20 protein-coding genes are annotated in these 24,189 nt (G+C 68.8%); 1 reads left to right on the top strand and 19 read right to left on the bottom strand.

What is annotated here, in order from left to right:
* Window positions 1-19: 19 nt before the first annotated feature.
* From ACFFN1_RS16135 to ACFFN1_RS16145, 3 genes are all read right to left on the bottom strand, one after another.
* On the bottom strand, window positions 20-520 hold the full coding sequence (locus tag ACFFN1_RS16135; protein ID WP_376841963.1) for an amino-acid N-acetyltransferase: 501 nt from the start codon (window positions 518-520) through the stop codon (window positions 20-22).
* Between the two features lie 120 nt (window positions 521-640).
* Window positions 641-934: a hypothetical protein gene (locus ACFFN1_RS16140; RefSeq protein ID WP_376841917.1), complete on the bottom strand. Its 294-nt coding sequence runs from the start codon at window positions 932-934 to the stop codon at window positions 641-643.
* A 206-nt stretch (window positions 935-1,140) separates the two neighbouring features.
* A complete protein-coding gene (locus tag ACFFN1_RS16145; protein WP_376841918.1) occupies window positions 1,141-1,977 on the bottom strand; it encodes a hypothetical protein in 837 nt (278 codons plus the stop codon).
* Between the two features lie 223 nt (window positions 1,978-2,200).
* Here ACFFN1_RS16145 and ACFFN1_RS16150 point away from each other — a divergent pair, with 223 nt between their 5' ends.
* Window positions 2,201-5,098 (top strand): zinc ribbon domain-containing protein, encoded by a 2,898-nt coding sequence (locus tag ACFFN1_RS16150; RefSeq protein ID WP_376841919.1) that lies wholly within the window; start codon window positions 2,201-2,203, stop codon window positions 5,096-5,098.
* Window positions 5,099-6,073: 975 nt separating this feature from the next.
* Here ACFFN1_RS16150 and ACFFN1_RS16155 read toward each other — a convergent pair.
* The 16 genes from ACFFN1_RS16155 to dacB all read right to left on the bottom strand — a co-directional run bounded on the left by ACFFN1_RS16155 (window position 6,074) and on the right by dacB (window position 24,113).
* Window positions 6,074-8,695, bottom strand: a complete 2,622-nt coding sequence (locus ACFFN1_RS16155) for an ATP-dependent Clp protease ATP-binding subunit (protein WP_376841920.1) — start codon at window positions 8,693-8,695, stop codon at window positions 6,074-6,076.
* Window positions 8,696-8,903: 208 nt separating this feature from the next.
* A complete protein-coding gene (locus ACFFN1_RS16160; protein WP_376841921.1) occupies window positions 8,904-9,245 on the bottom strand; it encodes a histone-like nucleoid-structuring protein Lsr2 in 342 nt (113 codons plus the stop codon).
* Window positions 9,246-9,268: 23 nt separating this feature from the next.
* On the bottom strand, window positions 9,269-9,517 hold the full coding sequence (locus ACFFN1_RS16165) for a hypothetical protein (RefSeq protein WP_376841922.1): 249 nt from the start codon (window positions 9,515-9,517) through the stop codon (window positions 9,269-9,271).
* Window positions 9,518-9,651: 134 nt separating this feature from the next.
* Complete coding sequence (lysS, locus tag ACFFN1_RS16170) at window positions 9,652-11,184, bottom strand: lysine--tRNA ligase (RefSeq protein ID WP_376841923.1); 1,533 nt, start codon at window positions 11,182-11,184, stop codon at window positions 9,652-9,654.
* A gap of 99 nt (window positions 11,185-11,283) precedes the next feature.
* On the bottom strand, window positions 11,284-12,183 hold the full coding sequence (locus ACFFN1_RS16175; RefSeq protein WP_376841924.1) for a Rossmann-like and DUF2520 domain-containing protein: 900 nt from the start codon (window positions 12,181-12,183) through the stop codon (window positions 11,284-11,286).
* A complete protein-coding gene (locus ACFFN1_RS16180) occupies window positions 12,180-14,048 on the bottom strand; it encodes a PH domain-containing protein (protein WP_376841925.1) in 1,869 nt (622 codons plus the stop codon). The genes ACFFN1_RS16175 and ACFFN1_RS16180 overlap by 4 nt, the downstream gene beginning before the upstream one ends.
* Window positions 14,048-14,602 (bottom strand): PH domain-containing protein, encoded by a 555-nt coding sequence (locus ACFFN1_RS16185; protein ID WP_376841926.1) that lies wholly within the window; start codon window positions 14,600-14,602, stop codon window positions 14,048-14,050. The genes ACFFN1_RS16180 and ACFFN1_RS16185 overlap by 1 nt, the downstream gene beginning before the upstream one ends.
* Window positions 14,599-15,060 carry a DUF3180 domain-containing protein gene (locus ACFFN1_RS16190; RefSeq protein ID WP_175293131.1) on the bottom strand — a complete coding sequence of 154 codons (462 nt, stop codon included), beginning with the start codon at window positions 15,058-15,060 and terminating at the stop codon, window positions 14,599-14,601. Before ACFFN1_RS16190 ends, ACFFN1_RS16185 begins: the two co-directional genes overlap by 4 nt.
* The gene (gene folK, locus ACFFN1_RS16195; RefSeq protein WP_376841927.1) at window positions 15,057-15,980 is read right to left on the bottom strand and encodes a 2-amino-4-hydroxy-6-hydroxymethyldihydropteridine diphosphokinase; all 924 of its coding nucleotides are present in this window, start codon (window positions 15,978-15,980) and stop codon (window positions 15,057-15,059) included. Before folK ends, ACFFN1_RS16190 begins: the two co-directional genes overlap by 4 nt.
* A 67-nt stretch (window positions 15,981-16,047) precedes the next feature.
* Window positions 16,048-16,944, bottom strand: a complete 897-nt coding sequence (gene folP / locus ACFFN1_RS16200) for a dihydropteroate synthase (RefSeq protein WP_376841928.1) — start codon at window positions 16,942-16,944, stop codon at window positions 16,048-16,050.
* Window positions 16,945-16,997: 53 nt separating this feature from the next.
* Complete coding sequence (gene folE / locus ACFFN1_RS16205; protein ID WP_376841929.1) at window positions 16,998-17,561, bottom strand: GTP cyclohydrolase I FolE; 564 nt, start codon at window positions 17,559-17,561, stop codon at window positions 16,998-17,000.
* Window position 17,562: 1 nt separating this feature from the next.
* Window positions 17,563-19,566, bottom strand: a complete 2,004-nt coding sequence (gene ftsH / locus ACFFN1_RS16210; RefSeq protein WP_376841930.1) for an ATP-dependent zinc metalloprotease FtsH — start codon at window positions 19,564-19,566, stop codon at window positions 17,563-17,565.
* 176 nt (window positions 19,567-19,742) lie between these two features.
* Window positions 19,743-20,294 (bottom strand): hypoxanthine phosphoribosyltransferase, encoded by a 552-nt coding sequence (hpt, locus tag ACFFN1_RS16215; RefSeq protein ID WP_376841931.1) that lies wholly within the window; start codon window positions 20,292-20,294, stop codon window positions 19,743-19,745.
* Window positions 20,295-20,410: 116 nt separating this feature from the next.
* On the bottom strand, window positions 20,411-21,466 hold the full coding sequence (gene tilS, locus ACFFN1_RS16220; protein WP_376841932.1) for a tRNA lysidine(34) synthetase TilS: 1,056 nt from the start codon (window positions 21,464-21,466) through the stop codon (window positions 20,411-20,413).
* Complete coding sequence (locus ACFFN1_RS16225; protein ID WP_376841933.1) at window positions 21,463-22,590, bottom strand: Rv3626c family coenzyme F420 biosynthesis-associated protein; 1,128 nt, start codon at window positions 22,588-22,590, stop codon at window positions 21,463-21,465. Before ACFFN1_RS16225 ends, tilS begins: the two co-directional genes overlap by 4 nt.
* Window positions 22,587-24,113 carry a D-alanyl-D-alanine carboxypeptidase/D-alanyl-D-alanine endopeptidase gene (dacB, locus tag ACFFN1_RS16230; RefSeq protein ID WP_376841934.1) on the bottom strand — a complete coding sequence of 509 codons (1,527 nt, stop codon included), beginning with the start codon at window positions 24,111-24,113 and terminating at the stop codon, window positions 22,587-22,589. The genes ACFFN1_RS16225 and dacB overlap by 4 nt, the downstream gene beginning before the upstream one ends.
* Between the last annotated feature and the right edge of the window lie 76 nt (window positions 24,114-24,189).

Raw genomic sequence — 24,189 nt, forward strand, 5'->3', positions numbered from 1 at the left:
GGCGCCGCCCGACGCGGCCTCAGAAGTGCTTCATCATGCGCGTGTTGCCGAGCGTATTGGGCTTGACGCGGGCCAGGTCGAGGAACTCAGCGACGTTCTCATCATGGGAGTGCAGCAGCTCGACATAGACCTCCGGGGAGACCGGGGTTCCGGTGATCTGCTCGAAGCCCAGCGAGGTGAAGAAGCGGGTCTCGAACGTCAGGCAGAACACCCGCCGCACCCCGATCGCCTGGGCATCGGCGAGCACCTGCTCCATGAGCATGCGACCGATCCCCCGCCCGCGGTACTCCGGGTCGGTAGCGACGGTGCGCGCCTCGGCGAGGTCCTCCCACAGCACGTGCAGCGCCGCGCAGCCGACGATCCGCTCCCCGCCAGCGGCGTGCGGATCGGCCACGAGCCGGAACTCGTGCAGGCTCTCAAAATAGTTGACCGCTTCCTTGGCGACGAGGATCCGCTCATCGACCATCGGCTGGACGAGCCGGCGGATCGCGGCGACATCGCTCGTGCGCGCCCGCCGCATGATGAGCCCGCCGGGCAGCTCGCGATGGGCGAAGTCGCGTTCGGCCCAGGCCGCGGCCGAGGCGGTGGTGAGGTCGGCATTCATGCCGTCATGGTAGTCCCAGCACCGGCTGCCGTCCGCTCACATCCCACCCAGCAGACTGCGCACGTGCTCGCGCCAGGCCTCGACCACCTCGGGATCGGTGAGCCGGCTGACCTCCACGGCCACGCCCGAGGCGCCTGGCCGGCGGGTGCCGATCGTCACGGCGACGCGGGTGCCGTCGGCCAACGGGACCCGCCAGTAGCGCCACTTCTCCGTCCGCGAGGTCGCCGGCGCCTCGGCAAAGGGCACCGCACCCAGCGCGCTGCGGCTGGCCATGAGCGCTTCGAAGGCTGCGAGGGCACCATCGGGATCACCGGGCAGCGTCTTCGACACGGTGACGGCGAAGCTGCCGTCGGCGCGCTGGCCGGGCAGGCGGCGGCCGATCTGCTGCTCATAGGCGATCGCTGCGCCCTGCGCCCACTAGTCGAGATTGTCGACGCCGGTGAAGAGCTCCGCGGCGACGGCGGCGAGTTCGCGGTGGGACAGCGACTCTCCCCCGGCAGAGGTGAAGGCTGCGGTGTCCTTGCTGCGCGTGGCCATCAGCGCGTCTTCGTCGTGCCGTCGTGGCCGCCGCTGGTGCTGATCTTCTTCGCGTAGCAGGAGTCGGCGTCGAGGCCGTGGGAGCCGCACCAGGCGAGCGCCTGGTCAGGAAAGTCGAAGGTGATGCCGACGATCGTGACGTAGAAGTCCTTGCTCTTGAAGCTCGCGTAGTCCCCGGACCACAGCAGCTTGACGCGCGGGTGCTCCGCGCGCAGCCGCTCGTGCTCATCGAGGATCGCCTGCTCGTCCCACGTCCGGCCCTCGGCTTCGAGGCCGACCTTCTTCGAACTCAGTTGCGGCACCCAGCTGCCCTCGATATCAGAGGCCACCGCCGAGGCGTCGGTGTTGATGCGCTGTCTGAGCGCCTCGGCCGGGTCGTCGGGCAGGGCGCCGTCGCTCGCCTCGCCGGTGGGGTCGGCTCCCTCATCGCTGGTCTCCCCGCCGGTCGGATCCTCGGTGGGGGCGGCCGACGGCGGCGCGCTCGGGGCGGCGGTGGCATCGGAGTCATCGTCGGAGCCGAACAGCTGGATGGCTCCCCAGCCGAGGCCGCCGCCGAGTGCCAGGACGAGCAGGATGCCGAGGACCACCGGCCAGGGGCCGCGCTTCCGGCGCTGCTGCGGGGGCTGCGGGCCGGCAGTGTAGGGCTGGCCGGCGGTGTAGGGCGGGCCGGGCTGCTGGGCGTGGGGCGGGTAGCCGGCCGAGGGCTGCTGCTGGGGCTGCTGCTGGGGCGTCGGCCAGTGTCCCTGCGGCTGCTGGGGCTGCTGCGGCGCAGGCCAGTGGCCCTGCGGCTGGTTCCAGCCGCTGTGGTGCGGATTTCCCTGGGGCGGGACACTCATGGCTCTGTCTCCTGTCCTCGGCGGCACCTCACCCATGGACTGACTGTTCTCTTATGAACCATACACAGCGCGTTCAGGTTCTTGTATGGTGGGCACCAAGGAGCCTTGCCATCCGCTCATCCTCGCGCGGGTCGCTCGGCCTTCAGTGGGAGACGAGAACTGAATCGACGTCGCAGCAGCTTCGCCCCTCCCCAGGCGAAGGCGACTGAGCCAAGGAGCCGTCATGACCGACCAGCCGCCACCGGACCACCCACCTGAGAACCCGCCCGGCTCGAACCTCGGTCAGCAGGGCATCCCGTCACTCCCTTCCATACCGCCTCGGCCGGCCACCGGACCGCAGCCGGCTCCCGGTTCGCAGCCGGCCTATCACCAGCAGACCTACGCACAGCAGCAGACCTACGCACAGCAGCAGGCCTACAGCCAGCCCGCCGGCCCCTACCCGGGCTCGCAGCCGCAGCCGGGGACCTACAGCTATCCCACCGGCCCGTGGCCGGCCCGCCAGAGCCCCGTCGACGGGTTGACGATCCGCGAGGGCCTCGTGACCGCTGCCATCGGGCTGGCCGCCGGCTTCATCGCCTCGCTCATCATCTCCGTCATCGTCGTCTCCACCATCAACGACGCCATCACCGACTTCGCCGACGACCTGCCGACCGGATCGCTCGGCTTCGCGCTGCCGTTCATCCTCTTCGCCCTCGCCCTGGGCGGGTCGGCCGCACTGCGATTCAGCGGTCAGGCCTTCGATGAGCTCAGCGCCTCAGCTGCAGTGCACTTCGCCGGCGCCCCGCTGCTCATCACCGCTGTGTTCACCACTGCCCTGGTGTGGTGGTCGATGCTGAGCGAACGCCGCCACCCATCGCGCACGGTCGCGGCATTCTGGATCCGCATCGGCCTGACGACCCTGACGCTGACCACCGTGCTGTTCCTGCTGCAGCTCATCTTCGCCTCCCGCTCGACCATCACCGAAGACTACTTCTCAGCCTCCATCGAATTCTCCGCCGTGACTCCGCGGACGTTCTTCCTGCCGCTCATCTTCATCCTCATCGCCACGACGATCGGCCGGATCCTCGGCCACCACCGCGGCTGCGATGCCGCCGGGCTGCCGTGGCTGCGCTACGCTGCAGCGCCTGCGCGCACCGCGCTGCTGCATCTCGTCATCGTCGGCACGATCTTCCTCATCGTCAGCTTCTTCGTCCTGCCGCTGCACTTCGATGTCAACGGCAGCTTCGTGCCGCTGCTCGCCGGCACCGCCGCCCTCATGATGGCAGCGCTGACCCACTTCGGGGGCCTGGCTGCCAGCGGCCGCGCACTGGCCGGAGACAGTCATGAGGGCGGTTCGACAGCCGTCACGATGTTCAGCGACACGATCCCGGGCACCCTGTGGCTCGGGCTCCTGGCCGTGCTGCTGGCCGCCTTCATCGCCGCGATCGCCGCAGCTGTCACACGCCGACCGAGCTGGGCACACCAGCCCGGCGTCTCCAGTCCGTGGACCGCGATCTGGCAGCTGCCGGTCGCCTTCGGTCTGCTGTGGGGGCTGCTCTCACTCGTGCTGCTGCCGGTCACCGTCAGCGGCCGGGTCAGCGGGCAGGGTGCCGAGCTGTTCGACAGCGAGATCCCGGCGATGCTGAATCTCAGTGTCGGCCTGCTGCCGTGGACGTTCCTCATCTTCGCCCTTTGGGGCCTGCTCATCGAGGTCCTCGCGATCACGCTCGCACCCCGCATCGCGCTGACGATGCCGCAGCTGGCCGCCTGGCTCGGCGGGCGCGCCGTCCACCCGTACTGGGGTCAGCCGCTGGGCATCAGCGAACCGCGCGGTGCACTCCGTCACCCGGATATGAAGACCCCTCCTTCCCCGGTCGCACCCCCAGGCGGAGCGGCAGCCTCCGGCGGTCCGGCAGCTCCGCCTCCGCCGAGCGCCCCGACGCCGAGCGCCCCTACGCCGAGCGCCCCGCAGGCCGCCTCGGGTCCGGTGCAGGGCGCCCCGCCGCCACCGAACGCCATGCCCGTCGGAGCGATGCCACCGCCCGGGGCGGCCCCGCCGCCGGGATACGCGGCCGCGCCGATGGGCCCACCGCAGCCGATCGACCGGCGCAGAGCCAAGATCTGGGGCATCGCCGCCGGAGCGCTTGGGCTCGCGCTCATCGCCAGCATCATCGCCGTCGGGCAGATCAACTCACGGTTCTACGGCCCCGACGGGGTGGTGCGCTCCTACCTGTCGAAGCTCTCCAGCGGCGACGCCGAGGGGGCACTCGCCCTGGCCGATGTCGATGTGCCGGTCGAGGAGCGCACGCTGCTGACCAACGAGGTGCTCAGCAGCGCAGCCGCGCGCCCGGACAGCATCTCGATCACCGACACCGAGGTCGACGGCGATACCGCGGTCGTGACAGCCGAGTTCGACCTCGGCGGTTCGAAGAGCGACGTCCGGATCGACGTGCGCAAAGTCGGCAAACGCGGGATCTTCTTCAACGACTGGCGGCTGGCCTCGCCGAACCTCGGCCGTGTCGTCGTCGAGACCCCGAACCTCAGCCAGGTCAACGTCAACGGCGTGACCGTCCCGACAGCCGACGGCATGCTCAGTCTGCCGGCCTTCCCGGCGCTCTACACTGTCAGCCTCGCCGAATCGTCGGACTATCTGGAGGCCGATGAGGTGCAGACGCGGGCGTTCTTCGAAGGCACCTCCGCAGAGGAAGCAGGCGGGGAGCTGCCGATCCTGGAGGCCACTCCCACGCAGGCGTTCACCGATGAGGTCAACAAGCAGGTGCGCAGTCTGCTCGACTCGTGCGCGGGCAAGGCGGAGACCGAACCGGCTGGCTGCCCGTTCGGCTCCCGGTCGGCAAGCTACTCCGATGTCACGAACGTCAAATGGTCGATCGAGGAGTACCCGGACATCAGCCTGAGCGACAGCGGCGGTTACGGGTTCGGCTACGGCGATTCCGAGCCGAGCGACGGCTCGAAGTGGCGCATCACCTCGGAGTCCACCGGATCCGCGCTCATCACCGGCAGGTACAGCCTGTTCGGAGATTCTGAGAGCTACGACAACACCGTGAGCTTCGACGTCTCCGGCACCGCCGAGATCGTCGATGGCAAGGTCGTCATTAGTGTCGAGGAGGACAGCGGATACTGATGGTCAGTCTCGCCGGGGCCGGAAGGGAGACAATCGATCACTGCTGCTATTGAGAGCCCTGTTGCCGAACTGTCATGCCGCAGGACAGCGGTGACAGTCCCGGGCTCTTGGCGGTGACACTTCTGTGGTTCTCATGGCCGTGTGAAGACGACTGAGCCTGCTGATGCGCGTATCCGTCTCGCGATCTCGCAGTGGCCCTATGACGCGGCGTTGGAAGCCTCGGGGTGGGATCACGATCCGATCAGCGGGTGGACGACAAGATGACAGCGATGGATCTGGCGGCCCCGTCAACGGACTTGGCGCGGTTCTTCCGCGAGCGAGGTGTGGCCCGGGCCGAGCCGATAAGAGCCACTCACATTACAGAACGGCAACGGTCAGGCTGAACGCTAGCCGCCGTCAACCGCGCGCGCACGCCGAACAGACGAGGTCTCACGGCTGCCTCTTGGATTCATCAATTCCTTTACACGTGTTCTCACGGTCACACAGCACCATTTAACGTAGGTGACAGGTTGCCGTTCCAGGCAGGCTGACGAATCGCACCTGACAGAACTCATGGAGGAAGAATGAGAATCTCGCTGAAGGCACGATGGATCGTCGCTCTGCTGTTGCTCGCGATCGGAAGCCAGGCGCTCGCTTTCGCTCCGGGAATGCACGATTCTGCTGCCGTGCTTTGGGGCTTGTCACTCGTGTTCCTCGTAACGGCACTGGTGCTCGCGGTTCAGCGATACCGGTCATCTCGGCGGGGAGCCAGTAGATAGCATCTCGCCTCTCAGCACGGTCCCTTCGGTCAGGACTGCTGGAGACTTCTCACTCAGACGCAGCGTGAGCGTTATCGTCCCCGCAACCGGATTTCCAAGCAGCCGTCCGCCGACACATGTCTCACGAGCTGCCACGGGCCGGCAGGGATCGTCTCCCCACCGGCCCGTTGTCGCAGCCAGCCTCAGGCGCGCGGCCTGCTGGGCTCAGTCCTGCGGCTTACAGCTCCTGAGTGCCTGCCGATTCGGCATGCGCCTGACCTCCCTCATCGGGCGTGTCGTCGGACCGGGCAGCAGCGGCATTGGCGCTGTCCGCCTCGGGAATGGCTCCCGTGCCGTCCTCGTCCTCAGCCGCATCCGCACCGACCTTCACCGGGGCACGGTCCTCGTCGACGCCGCGGAACGTGAACACCGCATCGGTGCCCTCGCCTTCGACGTCGACGTAGACAGTCTGGCCGGAGCGCAGCTCGTCGAACAGGATCCGCTCGGAGAGCTGATCCTCGATCTCCTGCTGGATGGTGCGGCGCAGCGGGCGCGCGCCGAGCACCGGGTCGTAGCCGCGGTCGGCGAGCGTGTCCTTGGCCTTCTGGGTCAGCTCGATGCGCATGCCCTGGTCGGCCATCCGCTCGTCGAGGCGTGCGAGGAACAGATCGACGATCCGGACGATCTCCTCCTTCTGCAGCTGCGGGAACACGATCGTGTCATCGACACGGTTGAGGAACTCCGGACGGAAGTGCTGCTTGAGCTCTTCGTTCACGCGCTGCTTCATGCGCTCGTAGTTCGTCGTCGTATCGCCCTCGACCTGGAAACCCATCTGCTGGCCCTTGGCGATATCGCGGGTGCCGAGGTTCGTCGTCATGATGATGATCGTGTTCTTGAAGTCGACCTCCCGGCCCTGCGAGTCGGTCAGGCGGCCGTCTTCGAGGATCTGCAGCAGCGAGTTGAAGATATCGCTGTGCGCCTTCTCGACCTCATCGAAGAGCACGACGGAGAACGGCTTGCGGCGGACCTTCTCGGTCAGCTGGCCGCCCTCTTCGTAGCCGACGTATCCCGGAGGCGAACCGAACAGCCGCGAAACGGTGTGCTTCTCGGAGAACTCACTCATATCAAGCGAGATGAGCGCAGACTCGTCACCGAACAGGAACTCCGCCAGCGCCTTGGCCAGCTCGGTCTTGCCGACACCGGTGGGGCCGGCGAAGATGAACGAGCCCGAGGGACGCTTCGGGTCCTTGAGGCCGGCACGGGTGCGGCGGATCGCACGCGAGACCGACTTGATGGCATCGTTCTGACCGATGATGCGCTTGTGCAGCTCGTCTTCCATCCGCAGCAGACGCGAGGACTCCTCCTCGGTGAGCTTGAAGATCGGGATGCCGGTGGCCGAGGCGAGCACATCAGCGATGAGCTCCTCGTCGACGATCGCCGACTGGTCCTTCTTGCCCGAGCGCCACTCCTTCTCAGCTTGATCCTTCTCGGCCTGCAGCTTCATCTCGGTGTTGCGCTCATCGGCGGCCAGCTCGAAGTTCTGCTTGTCGATCGCAGCTTCCTTGCGCTGCCGTGCCTCGGTGATCTTCTCCTCGAGCTCCTTGAGCTCCGGCGGGGCCGACAGCCGCGAGATCCGCAGCTTCGCACCAGCCTCGTCGATGAGGTCGATCGCCTTGTCCGGCAGGAACCGGTCGTTGATGTAGCGATCCGAGAGGTTGACCGCCGATGCCAGCGCCGCATCGGTGATCGTGACCTTGTGGTGCGATTCGTAACGATCGCGCAGGCCCTTGAGGATCTTGATGGCGTCCGACAGGGTCGGCTCCGGCACCTGGATCGGCTGGAACCGGCGTTCGAGCGCGGCGTCCTTCTCGATGTTCTTGCGGTACTCATCGAGCGTCGTCGCACCGATCGTCTGCAGCTCACCGCGGGCGAGCATCGGCTTGAGGATCGAAGCCGCATCGATCGCGCCCTCAGCGGCGCCGGCACCCACGAGCGTGTGGATCTCGTCGATGAACAGGATGATGTCGCCGCGGGTGCGGATCTCCTTGAGGACCTTCTTCAGCCGCTCCTCGAAGTCACCGCGGTAGCGCGAACCGGCCACGAGGGAGCCGAGGTCGAGGGTGTAGAGCTGCTTGTCCTCCAGGATCTCCGGCACGTCACCGCGCACGATCGCCTGGGCCAGGCCCTCGACGACGGCGGTCTTGCCGACGCCGGGCTCGCCGATGAGGACGGGGTTGTTCTTCGTCCGGCGCGAGAGCACCTGCATGACGCGCTGCATCTGCTCGGTGCGGCCGATGACCGGGTCGAGCTTGCCCTCCCGCGCAGCAGCGGTGAGGTTGCGGCCGAACTGGTCGAGCACGAGCGAACCGGACGGGGTGCCCTCCTCACGGCCGCCGGTGGATGCGCCGACCGGCTCCTTGCCCTGGTAGCCGGAGATGAGCTTGATGACTTCCTGACGCACCCGCGCCAGGTCCGCGCCGAGCTTGACGAGCACCTGTGCGGCCACGCCTTCGCCTTCGCGGATGAGCCCGAGCAGGATGTGCTCGGTGCCGATGTACGTGTGGCCCAACTGCAGCGCCTCGCGCAGGCTGAGCTCCAGGACCTTCTTGGCCCGGGGTGTGAACGGGATGTGACCGCTGGGGGCCTGCTGGCCCTGGCCGATGACCTCGGTGACCTGGTCGCGCACCTGCTCAAGTGAGATGCCCATACCTTCCAGCGCCTTCGCAGCGATGCCCTCACCTTCGTGGATGAGGCCGAGCAGGATGTGCTCGGTGCCGATGTAGTTGTGCTTGAGGATCTTGGCCTCTTCCTGTGCAAGCACCACTACGCGTCGGGCACGATCTGTGAACCGCTCAAACATTTGCCCTCCTCGGTCTGTCGATTCCTCTGACTCTAACCAAGGCGGCGCCGGATTTATTGCCGTTTCGCCGTCAGCCGAACGGCATTCGGCTCCTGGCGAAATTCAGTGCGGCCCGGCTGGGAATCTGCCCTGAGAACAGCGCAGCGGGCCCAGCCGAGATGGCTGGGCCCGCTGCCGAGGCGCCCCGTGCCCGAGGCGGCGGCTGGGATCAGTGCGCGTTGTCGTAGGCCTCGATGATCTCGGCAGGGATGCGGCCGCGGTCGGAGACCTGGTAGCCCTGTCCCTGCGCCCACTTGCGGATCTTCGGGGTGTCTGCGCGCGAGCCGGGCGAGCGGCGGCTGCGTCCGGTGCCGCCGCGGGCGCCGCGGGCCGGGTTAGCGACCCGGCGGGCGCGCTCGATGAACGGCGCGAGGGCCTCACGCAGCTTGGCTGCGTTCTCACTCGAGAGCTCGATCTCGTAGTGTCCCTGGTCGATGGAGAACGAGACCGTCTCAGCGGCATCCGTGCCATCGAAATCGTCGGTGAGCACAAGCTTCATTTCACGTGCCATAGAAAGCCTTTCAGTTGTGAGGTTCAGTGCCGCGACGTTTCGTCTGCATCCTGTGCGGCGGGTTCGGACTGGTTCTCATCGGTCTTCTCCCGCGCTTCTGCAGCGGCCTCGTCGGGGCGCTTCTCTTCCTGTTTCTCGGAGTCTTCCAGTTCAGCGTAATACCGGTCCATTTCCCGCCGTTCGATGCTGTCGGCGCGGATGATGGCACGGATAACGTACCAGAACAGCAGCGCCACACACAGCGATGGCAGAAGGACTTTGACGTATTCCACAACTGATCCTAACCCTGATCGACTCTTATGTACACCGTCACCGAATCATCCACCTGATGATTCATCTGCTGATCAATGAATCCGCAGCTATCGATAACCTCGGGCACTGAACTCACGAATGCGCGGGAAGCGGCTCAACTCTCTATCGGCTTGATGAGCGGGAAGAGGATGGTCTCACGGATTCCCAGACCGGTCAGAGCCATGATGAGCCGGTCGATTCCCATGCCCATTCCGCCGCTGGGCGGCATTCCGTATTCCATCGCCATGAGGAAGTCCTCATCGAGGCGCATCGCCTCGTCATCGCCCTTCGCAGCGTCCTTGGCCTGGGCTTCGAAGCGCTCCCGCTGCACCACCGGGTCGACGAGCTCGGAGTAGCCGGTGGCCAGCTCGAAGCCGCGCACATAGAGATCCCACTTCTCCACCACGCCCGGCTTCTCCCGGTGGCTGCGCACCAGCGGCGAGGTGTCGACCGGGAAGTCGACGACGAATGTCGGTTCCCACAGGCGGTCGGAGTGGAAGTGCTCCCACAGCTCCTCGACGTATTTTCCGTGTGAGCGGAAAACGCCGTCGAGATCGACATTGTGCTCATCGGCAATTGCGGTGAGTTCCTCCAGTGTGGTTTCCGGGGTGATCTCCCGGCCCACCTCTGCGGAGAGCGATTCGTACATGCTGACAACCGCCCAGTCGCCTCCGAAGTCGTATTGCGTTCCATCGGACAGCGTCACCGTCAGCGAGCCGGTGGCTTCCTTTGCGGCGTTCTGGATGAGCTCCTGTGTGAGCTTCGCGATCGAATGATAATCACCATATGCCTGATATGCCTCCAGCATCGCGAACTCCGGCGAATGCGTGGAATCTGCGCCTTCATTGCGGAAATTGCGATTGATCTCGAAGACGTTCTCCAGTCCGCCGACGACGGCGCGCTTGAGGAACAGCTCCGGGGCGATCCGCAGGAACAGGTCGATGTCATAGGCATTCATATGGGTGCGGAACGGACGCGCCGCGGCACCGCCGTGCAGGGTCTGCAGCATCGGCGTCTCGATCTCGGTGAAGCCCTGCGCGTCGAAGGTCGCGCGCAGCGACTGCATGATCTTCGCCCGGGTCTGCACGGTCGTGCGCGCCTGCTCCCGGGTGATGAGGTCGAGGTAGCGCTGACGGACGCGCGTCTCGTCGGTCAGCTCGGTGTGCAGCGCCGGCAGCGGGCGCAGCGCCTTGGCCGCGATCGCCCACTCGTCGACCATGACGGACAGCTCGCCGCGCTTTGACTTGATGACATTGCCGTGCAGGTAGACGTGATCGCCCAGGTCGACATCGGACTTCCAGTCGTCCAGCCGCTCGGCGCCGACGACCTTCTGCGAGAGCATGCCCTGCAGGCGGGTGCCGTCACCGGACTGCAGGGTGACGAAGCACAGCTTGCCGGTGTTGCGCACGAACACGACGCGGCCGGCCACGCCGACGACGTCCTCGGTCTCCTCACCGGGCTCCAGATTCGGATGGGCGGCCCGCACCTCGACGAGGGTGTGCGTGCGGTTGACGGCGACCGGGTAGGCCTCCTGACCCGACGCGAGCAGCCGGGCGCGCTTCTCCTTGCGGATGCGCTGCTGTTCGGGGTCGAGATGTTCAGGGGTCTCTTCGGGCGCACCAGCCGGTGCCGTGACGTTCTCTGGCATGTCTCCAGGGTACTAAGCGCGCCCGCCTGTCAACGAATCCGCCGGTTCCCGCTCCCGAGGTGGGGGTCCGTTCCCGAGGCGTGGGTCACGTTCGGGAGGTCAGTCGCGTCGGCCGAGCAGCTCGTGCATGGCCCGTGCCTGCTCGGCGGTGATGGTGCCGTTGGTCAGCGCCCGGGAGATCGTCGCCTTCGCCATGGCGGTGTAGGCGTCGGCGGCGTCGAGCGAGCCGGAGGTCGCACTGTATTCGGCCAGGGCGTCGAGGTGGGCGGCCACCGTGCCGGTATCACCGCGGCTCACCGGCCCGGTCAGGGCCGAGGGACCGGCCTGCAGGGTGTTGGACACGCTCGCCTCGACGAGCGAGCGCAGCACCCGGGCGGGGTCGTCGATGCCGACGCTTGCGAGGATGTCGAGCGACTGGCTGAGGATCGCCACCGTGTGGTTGGCGGCATGGGCGATGGCCGCGTGGTAGAGCGCCCGGTCGGCTTCGGCGACGATGATGGGCTCGGCGCCGATCTCGACGACGAGGGCCTGGCCGATCGGCAGCACCGGCTTCGCCGCCGTCACCGCGATCGTCGATGCGCGCAGCCGCGGCAGGTCGACCGAGGTGCCGGTGAAGGACAGCGAGGGGTGCAGGGCGATCGCGAAGGCGCCGCTGGCAGCGGCTGGTTCGAGCACCTCGGTGCCGTACATCCCGGCGCAGTGCATGACGATCTGGCCGGGCCGGAAGCTGCCGAGCTTCGCCAACCCTGAGACGAGTTCGGCCAGCACGTCATCGCTGACGGTGAAGAGGACGAGCTCGGAGCGTTCGACGAGCGTTTCGACATCGAGGATCGGCACTCCGGGCAGCATCGCTTCGGCCCGGTCACGGGAGGCCTGGGAGGAGGCGGTGGTGCCGACGATCGCATGGCCGGCCGCGCGCAGGGCATTGCCCATGACGGCGCCGACGCGCCCGCAGCCCACGATGCCGATGCCCAGCCGGGTCTGGTCCTCATGGTTCACCGCGTTCCTCCTTCGTGCCGGGGTGGTGTGCGCTGTCCGACCAGCTCCTGTCCGACCGTCTGCTGTGCTGCTGCCGGTGCCCGCCCGTCGAGGACCTCACGAGCGGACCGGGTGCGCTCGGCATGGTCGAAGAAGAACTGCCAGCTGACCGGGATCGACTGGTGCAGCACGCAGGCGGCGATCGGCCCGGCGGTGGAGTCGAGGTTGATGCTGGCGAGATCGAAGCGGCGCTGTAGGGGCCCCTGGTGCCAGCGCATCGACTGCACGCGGGCGTGCGGGGTGCAGGTGACCTGCCGGATGAACCAGCCGGAGCGGATGATGAGCATCGAACCGGTCACCGTCCACCCGTTGCGCCGATAGGTCAGCGGATCGAGCCACCGGCTGGAGGCTGGCTGGCGGACGAAGCGCTGCTCGACGGCGCTGAGGGCGGCCGGGTCGGTGTCGGTGATCTCTGCGGCCCGGCCGGCATACATCGCCGCGGCGAAGAGGGTGTGCGTATCGATGCCGTCGGCCGGCTGCGGGTCGGGCAGGGCGAGGGCGAGCATCATGAGCGCCTGCTCCCGGCTGCCGACCGGCAGCAGCACGTTGTCGCCGTCCCCGTCGCCGGTCTCCCCGCCGGCCATGTTGAACTCGACCTTCCACCAGCCGGTGAGCCGCCACAGCAGCGGCTGACGCATCCGCACCGCCTGGATGCGCTCGAGGCGGATCGTGCGCCGGGACGTCGAGAACAGTCCTCGGGCCACCTGCAGTCCGTCCTCAGACAGGCTGGCGGAGAAGTTCGCGTTGGTGAACGTGCTGCGCACAGCGGCGAACAGCCCGAAGACCACCGGCAGGAAGCTCAGCCCGACCGTCAGGCTGATCCGGCCGGGGAAGAACACCGTCATGATCGTGAAGAATCCCACTGCTGCGGCCAGCAGCACGACCGTGACGATCATCCCGAGCGTGAACAGCTGGGAGAGGACGACGATGTGGGCGGGGATCCTGAGGATCCGCCCTTCGGCATCGGTGCGAGCCGCCACCCGGTAGGGGGCCAGGACCTCGTCGAGGGTCTGCTCAGCATCGGCGGTGACCTCGCCGGCGGCTCCGTGGACGGCGCGCATGACGCGGGCGCCGAGCGTGTCGCCGGTGCGCAGCTCGCGGGCGTGGACGCCGGGCTGGGCGATCGCGGTCCCCTCGCCCGTGCCCGAGGCGGTGCTCGCCCGGCCGTCGGCGGGACCCTCTGCTGGGGTGGGCTCGCCTGCGCGGGTGCCCGGCGCCTCGGGCGCGGTGCGCTGCTTAGCCGCCCGCACCCGGGTGAGCATGTCAGCGCGCAGGGTCTCGGCCTGGCTGCGGGTGAGGTAGGCGATCTCGATCTTCGAGTCCGAGCCGCCGGCGACGTCGAAGACGAGGCCGGCCAATCCGAAGAGGCGCGGGACGATCTTCTGGTAGACGTCGATGGACTGGACGCGGTCGAGGCGGGCCGAGCGCAGCTTGCGGTTGATGAGGGTCTCGCGCAGGTAGACGCCTTCGTCGTCGACGCGGTAGCTCATCGCCCGCCACAGCAGGTAGTTGATGAGCCCGGCGATGAGGAAGAACGCGACGACCGCCGCCGCGACCCACAGCAGCCGGTTCTCCCCCAGCCAGGCGAAGAAGCCCATATCCGGGGTGCGGCCCTCGCGGATCGCTGCGATGACATCGTCGATGACCGACTGGCCGAAGGCGATGAGGCCGGCGATCATCGCGAGGAACACGGCGATGAGGTTGATCGCCGGTGTCAGCGGGTGGACGCGCTTCCAGCCGGTGTCACCGGCCGGGGCGTCGACGGCCGGCGGCAGGGAGCTGTCAGGCTGTGCGCTGGCAGGCTGGCCGGGTGCGGGCTGGTCCATCACAGGCCCGCCAGCTGGGACTCACCGCGGGTGGCCAGCTCATCGCGCAGCCGTTCGGCCTCGGCACGCGGCAGACCGGGAATCGTCGCATCGGTCGAGGCCGAGGCGGTGTGCAGCTCGACGCCGGCCAGACCGAACATCCGCTCGATCGGCCCGGAGGACACTTCGACGTACTGCAGCCGGCCGTAGGGCACGACCGAGGTGGTGTGGAACATGATGCCGTGGCGCACGAGCAGGTCGGAGGCGCGTTCGGCGTAGCCGAGGGCCTTCGTCTGCCGGAAGATGAGCCACACAGCGAAGATCGCCCAAGCGGCGATGACCGGCAGGCCGATCCACAACAGCGGCTTCCAGAACAGGATGCCGACGGTAAGGACGACGATGAGCGCGCCGACCAGGAAGATCGCCTCGGTCAGCAGCCGCGCGTAGGCGTACTTGCGGTCCACCGGCTGGAAGGCGACCCCGGCCTCGGGCGGGGGCAGCGGGCCCGGCTGCACCGGGCGCTGGGGTGGCTCCGGCTGGCGGGGCGGCTGCGGGGGCGGGGCGGGGGTGCTCATGCGGTATCGGCTCCTGCGGTGTCGTCAGGTGGGAGTTGGCAGAAGGATTCGACGACGAGTCCGACGACCATGACGATGGCGGCGGCTGCGACGGCCAGCAGCATCCCGCCGGCCTGTTCGGCGCGCACGCCGGCGGCGCTGACGACGAGGTACATGGTGCCGCCGAGGTACCAGCCGGTCAGCAGCGACCCGGCCAGTGCCGCGGCCTTGGCCATCATCGCCACGCGGGCGGCCCTGACGTGGTCGAGTTCCTTGGTGCGGTCGCCGTCGTTCCACTTCTTGATCGGCCAGCCGAGGATGAGCAGCACGATCGACAGCGCGAGCATGCCGAGGATCGCCGGCCACGGCAGCCCCGGCAGCGCCTGGCCGAGGGACTCCCAGATGTAGTTGAAGCCCAGTGCCGCGATGATGCCGAGCACTCCCCAGGTCAGCAGCTGAGCCGGTTTCGTCTGCGTCATGGCCCGATCGCCTCGCCGGTATCGCGCAGTCCGCCGCCGTCATCGGCGCGGGTGAGTGCAGTGGTGATCGGCACCGTGCCCGAGGCGGTGGTCACCGTGGCCGCGGGACGCAGCTGCGCCCAGGGGGCGAGCACGAAGGCGCGTTCGGCTGCCCTGGGGTGGGGCAGAACGAGCTGGCCGGTCTCGCAGGTGATCTCGGCGGCCGCGTCGTCGAGGGCGCCGGGCCGGCTGCAGCGGATGAGGTCGATGTCGAGGATGCGCGGGCCCCAGCGGATCTCGCGGGTCCGCCCGTGGGCCAGTTCGATGCCCTGGCACACACCGAGCAGTTGCAGCGGGCTCAGCTCGGTCGTCACGATCGCGACAGCGTTGGTGAAGTCGGGCTGGTCGATCCCGCCGACCGGCTTGGTCGCAAAGGCCGTCGAGGCGGCACCGATGCTGATGTCCGGGTGGGCGTCAAGTGCGCTGAGCGCAGCGCGCAGCGCCTCGAGCGGCTGGCCGAGGTTGGCGCCGAGCCCGAGCACTGCCTGCAGCGAGCCGGCCGGTGCCTCAGGAGCGGGACGGGTGATGGTGACGCTGACGTCATCGAAGGCGACCGGCACGGGAGCGGCGGGCTTGTGCACGGTGACGGTGGCGCTCGCAGCGACGGTGAGGCAGTGCTCGGCGATGCGCTCGGCGAGTGTTTCGATGAGGTTGAGCGGCTCACCTGCGATGATCGCGGCGATCTCCTCAGCCAGCGTGCCGTAGTCGGCGGTGTCGATGAGCGCATCGGAGGCGGCCGCAGCGCGCGTGCTCGTGTGCAGGGTGACGTCGATGATGAAGTCCTGGCCCTCGCGGCGCTCGAAGTCGAAGACGCCGTGGTAGCCGTACACCTTCAGCCCGGTCAGCGTGATGCTGTCGGCTGTCTGCAGACTCTCGGCCATTGTGCCTCCCCTGTCGTGTCGTCCTCGATCTCTACCGTACTGCGCCCGGCGGTTTCGCGCTGTGCGCTCAGGTGGGCCAGGAGGGCCGGTGCTCCGCGTCCGAGGCGCCGGCCGGATTCTCCGGCAGATCCAGCGGCAGCGGGGCCGCCTGCGGGCGGTGGGCGGCGAGCGCCTCGGCGACCTGTGCGGCGATGCGGGAGGCGCGCGGTTCGTGCACGCGCACCGCCCAGGCACCGGCCTGGGCCGAGAGCATCGTGAGCGCTGCGGTGGCGGCGTCGCGGTCGGCGAGGGACACCTCGGCGGCGGTGCCGTCACCCAGCAGGGTGGCGAGGAAGCGCTTGCGGCTGGCGGCCACGAGCAGGCGCGGGCCGAGCTCGGTGAAGCGCTGGATCTGGGCGAGCAGCTGCCAGTTGTGCTCGGCGTTCTTCGAGAACCCGATGCCCGGGTCGATGATGATGTCGTCGTCGGCGACACCGGCGGCGCGTGCGGCGTCAATGCGCTCGCTGAGCTCGGCCTGAACTTCGGCGACGGCATCGTCGTAGTGGAAGCGGGCGCCGGCGTCGCTCAGCAGCCCGCGCCAGTGCATGAGGATGATCGGCACGCCGGCATCGGCTGCGACGGTGAGCATCTCGGCTTCGGCCTGGCCGGCGGAGACGTCATTGATGATCGCGGCGCCGGCGTCGAGGGCCCGGCGGGCGACCGCGGCGCGCATCGTGTCGATGCTGATGACCGCGCCATGGCCGGCGAGCTCCTCGATGACGGGGATGACGCGGCGCAGCTCCTCTTCGGCGCTCACGCGCGCGCTGCCCGGGCGGGTCGACTCGCCGCCGATGTCGATGATGTCGCTGCCCTCGGCCAGCAGCTCCAGGCCGTGGTCGACGGCGGCGCGGAAGTCGAACCACCGGCCGCCGTCGGAGAACGAGTCGGGGGTGACATTGAGGATGCCCATGATCTGGGTGCGCATCTCAGCTGCTCCTTGGGTTCGCGGCGGACGGGTGGCGGGTGCGGCGGACGGGGTCAGCGGCCGAGGATGAGGCTCATCGCCTCGGCCCGGGAGGCGGCCGCGCGCAGCTGGCCGCGCACCGCCGAGGAGATCGTCGTGGCGCCGGGCTTCTGCACGCCGCGCATCGACATGCACAGGTGTTCGGCTTCGATGACGACGATCGCCCCGCGCGGCTGCAGGTGCTCGACGATCGCATCGGCGATCTGGCTCGTGAGCCGCTCCTGGACCTGCAGGCGGCGGGCATAGACCTCGACGAGGCGGGCGAGCTTCGACAGCCCGGTCACCTTGCCCTCCGGGCCGGGAATGTAGCCGATGTGGGCTTCGCCGTGGAAGGGCACGAGATGGTGTTCGCAGGTCGAGTACATCTCGATGCCGCGCACGAGCACCATCTCGTCGTAGCCGACGTCGAAGACGGTGCTGAGCACATCAGCGCCGTCCTTGTGCAGGCCGGAGAACATCTCATCGCAGGCGCGCGCGACCCGGGCGGGGGTATCGAGCAGGCCCTCACGGTCGGGGTCCTCGCCGATCGCGAAGAGGAACTCCCGCACGGCTGCTTCGATGCGGGGCTGATCGACCATCTCAGCGGCCGTCCTGCCAGGGACCCTGCGGGCCGGGCTGTGGGGGCTGGGCCTCGGGATCGGCCTGGCGGCGCGGCGGCACGTCGATCGGCGGGCGGTCGGACACCGGCCGGTCGTCGTGGGCGAGCCACACCTCGCGCTTGGCGCGTTTGCGCACCTCGGCGAAGATCTCCTGCAGCTGCTGCTGGTTGAGGGTCTCCTTGTCCAGCAGCTCATAGGCGAGGCGGTCGAGGATGTCGCGGTTGGTCGTCAGCGCCCAGTAGGCATCCGCATGCGCATCGTCGATGAGGGTGCGCACCTCGGTATCGATCGTCTGCATCGTGCGGTCGGCGTAGACGTCGTCGTGGCCGTAGCCCTTGCCGGCGAACGGCTCGGAGGACTCATCGCCGACCTTCACCATGCCGAGCTTCTCGCTCATGCCGTACTGGGTGACCATCTTCCGCGCGATCGAGGTGGCCTTCTCGATGTCGTTCGAGGCGCCGGTGGTCGGATCGTGGAAGACGATCTCCTCCGCCACGCGGCCGCCCATCGCATAGGCGAGCTGGTCGAGCAGCTGATTGCGGGTCGTCGAATAGCGGTCCTCGTTCGGCAGCACCATCGTGTAGCCCAGGGCGCGGCCGCGCGGCAGGATCGTCACCTTCGTCACCGGGTCGGTGTCGTTCATCGCCGCCGCCACGAGCGCGTGACCGCCCTCGTGATAGGCGGTGACGAGCCGCTCATGATCGTTCATGAGGCGGGTGCGCTTCTGCGGGCCGGCGATGACGCGGTCGATCGCCTCGTCGATGATCTTCATATCGATGACGGTCTTCGCCGACCGGGCCGTCAGCAGCGCGGCCTCATTGAGCACATTGGCCAGATCCGCGCCGGAGAACCCGGGCGTGCGCTTGGCGACCATCGCCAGATCGACATCGGGGGCCAGCGGCTTGTTGCGGGCGTGGACCTGCAGGATGCGCTGGCGGCCCTGCATGTCCGGGGCCTCGACCTGCACCTGGCGGTCGAAGCGGCCCGGGCGCAGCAGCGCCGGGTCGAGGACATCGGGGCGGTTGGTCGCGGCGATGAGGATGACGTTGGTGGTGGCGTCGAAGCCGTCCATCTCGACGAGCAGCTGGTTGAGGGTCTGCTCGCGTTCATCGTGGCCGCCGCCCATGCCGGCGCCGCGCTGACGGCCGACGGCGTCGATCTCATCGATGAAGATGATGCACGGCGAGTTGTTCTTCGCCTGCTCGAACAGGTCGCGCACACGCGAAGCGCCGACGCCGACGTACATCTCGACGAAGTCCGAACCGGAGATCGAGTAGAACGGCACCCCGGCCTCACCGGCGACGGCCTTGGCGAGCAGGGTCTTGCCGGTGCCGGGCGCGCCGTAGAGCAGCACACCCTTGGGGATCTTCGCGCCGACGTCCTGGAACTTCTTCGGCTCGGCGAGGAACTCCTTGATCTCCTCAAGCTCTTCGAGCGCTTCGTCGACACCGGCGACATCGGCGAAGGTGACGTCCGGGTTCTCCTTGTTGACGAGCTTGGCCTTCGACTTGCCGAAGTTCATGATCCCGCGTCCGGCACCCGACATCTGGGAGAGCAGGAACCAGAAGACGATGAAGATGATGACGAACGGGATGAGGTTGATGAGCAGGCTGGTGAACCAGCTCTGCTTGGGCACCTCATCGGTGAAGCCCTTCTTCGGATCCGCCTTGCTGACCGCCTCGATGACGTCATCGCCGCGGGGTTCGACGTAGAAGAACTGGACGTTCTTGCCGTAGTTCTTGTCCTCGTGGGTGAAGTCCTTCGTCAGCACGAGGTCGACGCGCTGGTCGTTGTCGATGATCTTGACCTGCTCGACGGTGTCGCCTTCGAGCAGCTTGAGGCCCTGATTGGTATCGATGCGCTGGAATCCGCCGCCGATGAGCATCGTGCCGATCGAGACGATGATGATCGCCAGCAGGATCCACACGAGCGGCCCGCGCGCCAGCTTCTTCATCGTCGGGCGGTTGTTCTTCGTTTCTGCCATTGATCCTTCCAGGACTGATCTGTGCTCAGGGCTCAGGGACGCCGGGCTGCCCGGCCTGCGCTGACCGGGCATCGTCCCGCCGGGGCGTGACTCCCTGAGGATACAAGAGCCCAGCCTAGTGGGATTGTCTGGGGAGCCGCTGACTCAGGCGCCGCCGCGGAGCTCCGGCTGCCGCCTCAGGCGTAGACGTGGGGGGCGAGGGTGGCGATGAAGGGCACGTTGCGGTACTTCTCGGCGTAGTCGAGGCCGTAGCCGATGACGAACTCATTGGGCACATCGAAGCCGACGTATTTGACGTCGATGTCGACCTTGAGCGCCTCGAGCTTGCGCAGCATCGTGCAGATCTCCACCGAGGCAGCCCCGCGCGAACGCAGATTCGCCAGCAGCCACGACAGGGTGAGACCGGAGTCGATGATGTCCTCGACGATGAGGACGTGCTGATCCTTCAGATCCGTGTCGAGGTCCTTGAGGATCCGCACGACACCGGAGGACTTGGTGCCCGAACCGTAGGAGGACACCGCCATCCAGTCCATCCGCAGCGGCGAGTGCAGCGCCCGAGCCAGATCGGCCATCACCATGACCGCGCCCTTGAGCACGCCCACCAGCAGCACATCCTTGCCCGCATAGTCGCGATCGATGTCCGCGGCCAGCTCGACGAGCCGGTGCTTGATCTGCGCTTCGGTGACGAGAATCCGCTCGATGTCGGTGCCGAGGTCCTTTTCATCCACAGTGGTCAGCTCCTTGTCCGCCGGCGAGTCCTCGCCCTGCGCCTGTTCACCTGATGCTGTTCGTCACCAACACTATCGCGCATCGGCGGCGCGTGGCGCATCGCAGCCGCTGTCTCTCAGCTGCTGGTGCGCAGCCGCTGGAACCGCAGCCCGGCCGGACCCTGCCCGCGGCGGGTGCGCACCACCTCGGCGGCGGAGGGAACCGACACCTTCCCGAGCCGCCGGCCGGTGGCGAGCGCGTCGACGGCGCTGATGTGGGCGGCGGTGACCTCCTGCGGGCGGGCGGTGAGCGCGTGCAGCCAGCTGCGCAGCAGGCGGGTGCGGAGCGCCGCCGGCAGCGCGGCCAAGGAGGCGCGGGTCTCCGTTCCCGAGGTGTGAGTCGCCTGGACGGCGGCGGCCCAGCCGTCGAGGGCGTCGGCGTCGGCTGCGAGCTGGGTGCCGGTGCGGGCGAGCGCCTCGCTGATGCCGGGCCCGAGCGCGGCTTCGAGCGCCGGCAGCGCCTGGGTGCGGGCCCGCACGCGGGCATAGGCCGGGTCGTCGTTCATCGGATCGTGCCAGACGGGCAGGCCGCGGGCCGCCGCCGAGGCGGTGGTCTGGTCGCGGGTGATGTCGAGCAGCGGCCGCCACACCGGGCAGCCGTCCACCTCGCTCACCGCGCGCATGCCGGCCACGGAGCGGGCGCCGGAGCCGCGGGCCAAGCCGAGCAGCACGGTCTCGGCCTGGTCGTCGCGGGTGTGGGCGGTGAGCACCGCGGCGGCGCCGATGTCGCGCCGGTGCTCATCGAGGGCGGCGTAGCGGGTGGTGCGGGCGGCGGCTTCGAGGCCGGCAGGCCCGGCCGTGACCGGCCGGGTGAGCACGACGGTCGGCAGGCCGGCGGCGGTGAGATGCTCGCAGACGGCGGCGCACACCTCGGCGGTGGCCGGCTGCAGCTGGTGGTCGACGGTCGCAGCGGAGAGTTCGATGGGCCGGCCGGCAGCGGTGAGCCCGGTTGGGCGGGTGGCGAGGAAGGCGGCGGCATCGGCCAGGGCGAAGGAGTCCGGGCCCCCGGAGACGGCGATGATGAGCCGGACGGGGTTGGCGGGCAGCGCGGCGACGGCGGTCTCGAGGTGGCCGCGCAGGGCGGTGCGGATCGCAGCGGTGGCCGGGTCGAGGCGGGGGCGCCGGGCGGTCACGGGAGCTCCGAGGTGGTGGGCGCGGCCACCTCGGCGGCGGGACGGTCGAGGACGCGGGCGATCCAGGCGCGGGGGTGCTCGATCTCGTGCAGACTCGGCAGGTGCTCGGGGCTCTCCCACACGCGGTTGAGGCCGGCGTGCCCGCAGCGGCGCACGACGGCGCGGACGAAGGCGGTGCCGCGGGTGTACTGGGCGAGCTTCTCGTCGATGCCGAGCACCCGGTTGATGATCGCGCGGATCCCGGTGGCGGCGTGCCGGTGGTCGTCGAAGGCCGCGCGGATGCGGCGCACGCTCGGGATGACGCGCGGGCCGACGGCGTCCATGACGACATCGGCGTGGCCTTCGAGCAGGCTCATGAGCGCGGTGACCTCATCGAGCAGCTCGGCCTGGGCGGGGCCGATGAGCGTGTCGATGAGGCTCGTGTCCTCGGTCAGGGCGCGCACGAGCGCGACGAGGGTCTCCAGCAGGCCGGGGCTCTCGGCTGTGTCACCGGGCAGGGAGCTGCCGATGACGGGTTCGAGGAAGGCCTGGACGCGCTCCTGCAGGTGGGCGCGCAGCCAGGGGGCGGCGGCGAACTGGACGTGGTGGGTGCGTTCGTGCACGGTCACCCACAGCCGGAAGTCCCGCGGCGGGACCTCGAGTTCGCGTTCGACCGTGAGGATGTTCGGGGCGACGAGCAGCAGCCGGCCATCGGCGGTGAAGGGGTCGAACTGGCCGAGCACCCGCCCGCCGACGAGTGAGAGCGCCGCCCCCATCTCCACGGAGCTCACCCAGCGCGCGGCACGGCCCGGCGCCTCGGCACCAGAGGCAGCGGCCGCCTCGGCGAGCACCCGGCCGAAGGACTGCGCATTGGCCTCCACCCAGCTGAGCCGGTCGACGATGCGCGTCTGCCCGGCGGCGAGCCGGCGGCGGATGCGGGTGTCGGCCTCGGCGTCCGGGCGCATCACCGTGAGCACGAGATCGGTGGCGGTCTCGGCGGACTGCCGCAGCTCGGTCACGAGCGCCTCGGCCTCATGAGGTTCGGGCAGCGTGCCGGCGCCGAGCAGTTCGGCTGCGGTCTGGCGGGCAGCCTCGACCCAGACCCACTGCGCGGTCACGTCGGTCATGTCGGTCCGGTCGGTCATGAGCATCCGCATTCGGCCAGGGCGGCGACGGCTTCATCGAAGAGCGCGCGGCTGCCGCCGGCCGTGCCCGGCTGCAGATCATCGGCCATGATCGCGAAGACGAGCAGCCGGCCATCGGCGGTGAGCACCGTGCCGGCGAGGCTCGTGACGGTGCGCAGGGTGCCGGTCTTTGCGTTGACCCGTCCGGCCGCCGGCCTGGATTCGGCTTCGCGGAAGCGTTCGGTCAGCGTGCCCGACAGCCCGCCGACCGGCAGACCGGGCACCAGCCGGGACAGGTCCCCATCGGAGGCGGCAGCGGCCTGCATGAGGGTCGCGAGGTCGTGGGCGGAGATCTGGTTGCCGTAGTTGAGCCCGGAGACGTCCTCCAGAGCGATCGAACCGGTGTCGAGGCCGGCATCGTGCAGGGTCTCGATGACTGCCAGGGGTGCTTCGACCGCCTCACCGGCGCGGCCGTCGGCCAGCGCGATCTCCCGGCCGAGCACCTCGGCGGAGACGTTGTCGCTGGCGAGCAGCATGTACTGGACCACCGCCGAGACGGGCGCGGAGTCGACACTGGCGAGCACCTCGGCGTCGCCGGAACCGTCCCCGGAACCGTCACCGGAGCCCGCGCCGGAAGCATCGGTGATCTCGGCGGGATCGGCGACCTCGGCGTCGATGTCGTGCTTCTTCAGGGCTGTGACGAACTGCTCGACGGCAACGGTGGCGGGCTGTTCGTGCCGGGGCGCGCCACGCTTGAGCTCGGTCCAGCCGGAGTCGGTCATGAGCGGACCGATGTTCGTGATGAAGCCGTTGCCGATGTCGGCCGGATCCCAGCCGTCGTTGTAGGTCGGCCCGGAGTACCGCGACAGATCGGCAGCGACCTGCACGTTGCTGATGCCGCGCTCGCTCAGCTCGGCAGCGGTCTGCTCCGCCAGGGTCGCAAGCCCCGCATGGCCCCTCACCTGCATGGGATCGGACTCGCCGGCCCCCAGCAGCACGTCACCGCCGCCGATGAGGTGCAGCTGCGCCGGCCCACCGCCGTCGCCTTCGCCACCAGAGCCGCCGTCGCCGGCGAGCGCGGCGCTCGTGGTGAAGCGGGTGTCCCCGCCGAGCTTGAGCAGCGCCGCAGCTGCGGTGAGCACCTTCGTCACCGATGCCGGGGTCTTCGCATCGCCCTCCCCGCGGGCGTAGAGCACCTCATTGGTCTCGGCATCGCGGATGTCGACGCCGAGCGAACCGGTGAGCCGCTCATCATCGTCGAAGAGCGCATCCAGCCGGCTCGCCAGGTCCTCCGGCACCGGCGCCGAGGTGTCGAGCGGGCTGGCGACGTGCGGCTCGCCTGCCTGCCCGGCCTGGGCCTGCGGGTGCGGGATCGGGTCGATGTGGATGGGTTCGGAGACCGTGAGGATGCCCGGCACCCGGTCATAGGCATCGGCGACTCCGTAGGCGGCCAGCAGCACGAGGGCACTGCCGGCAGCGATCCAGCCGCTGCGGCGGCGTCTGCGGCGGCGCGCCGAGCGCTGACGGGAAGGAGTCTGATCCACGGTCGGGGTCTTTCACATTGCGGTTGCGGAAGCGCCGCCAGTGGGGCGATGCAGTGAGCGGGCAGCGCATTCATTA

The organism is Brevibacterium otitidis, from assembly GCF_042429315.1.
Lineage (GTDB): Bacteria > Actinomycetota > Actinomycetes > Actinomycetales > Brevibacteriaceae > Brevibacterium > Brevibacterium otitidis.

Coding starts and splice junctions, on each gene's coding strand:
- ACFFN1_RS16135 (WP_376841963.1), bottom strand. CDS start 520: ATGCGGCGGGCGCGCACGAGCGATGTCGCCGCGATCCGCCGGCTCGTC.
- ACFFN1_RS16145 (WP_376841918.1), bottom strand. CDS start 1,977: ATGAGTGTCCCGCCCCAGGGAAATCCGCACCACAGCGGCTGGAACCAG.
- ACFFN1_RS16150 (WP_376841919.1), top strand. CDS start 2,201: ATGACCGACCAGCCGCCACCGGACCACCCACCTGAGAACCCGCCCGGC.
- ACFFN1_RS16155 (WP_376841920.1), bottom strand. CDS start 8,695: ATGTTTGAGCGGTTCACAGATCGTGCCCGACGCGTAGTGGTGCTTGCA.
- ACFFN1_RS16160 (WP_376841921.1), bottom strand. CDS start 9,245: ATGGCACGTGAAATGAAGCTTGTGCTCACCGACGATTTCGATGGCACG.
- lysS (WP_376841923.1), bottom strand. CDS start 11,184: ATGCCAGAGAACGTCACGGCACCGGCTGGTGCGCCCGAAGAGACCCCT.
- ACFFN1_RS16180 (WP_376841925.1), bottom strand. CDS start 14,048: ATGGACCAGCCCGCACCCGGCCAGCCTGCCAGCGCACAGCCTGACAGC.
- ACFFN1_RS16185 (WP_376841926.1), bottom strand. CDS start 14,602: ATGAGCACCCCCGCCCCGCCCCCGCAGCCGCCCCGCCAGCCGGAGCCA.
- ACFFN1_RS16190 (WP_175293131.1), bottom strand. CDS start 15,060: ATGACGCAGACGAAACCGGCTCAGCTGCTGACCTGGGGAGTGCTCGGC.
- folK (WP_376841927.1), bottom strand. CDS start 15,980: ATGGCCGAGAGTCTGCAGACAGCCGACAGCATCACGCTGACCGGGCTG.
- folP (WP_376841928.1), bottom strand. CDS start 16,944: ATGCGCACCCAGATCATGGGCATCCTCAATGTCACCCCCGACTCGTTC.
- folE (WP_376841929.1), bottom strand. CDS start 17,561: ATGGTCGATCAGCCCCGCATCGAAGCAGCCGTGCGGGAGTTCCTCTTC.
- ftsH (WP_376841930.1), bottom strand. CDS start 19,566: ATGGCAGAAACGAAGAACAACCGCCCGACGATGAAGAAGCTGGCGCGC.
- ACFFN1_RS16225 (WP_376841933.1), bottom strand. CDS start 22,590: ATGACCGACCGGACCGACATGACCGACGTGACCGCGCAGTGGGTCTGG.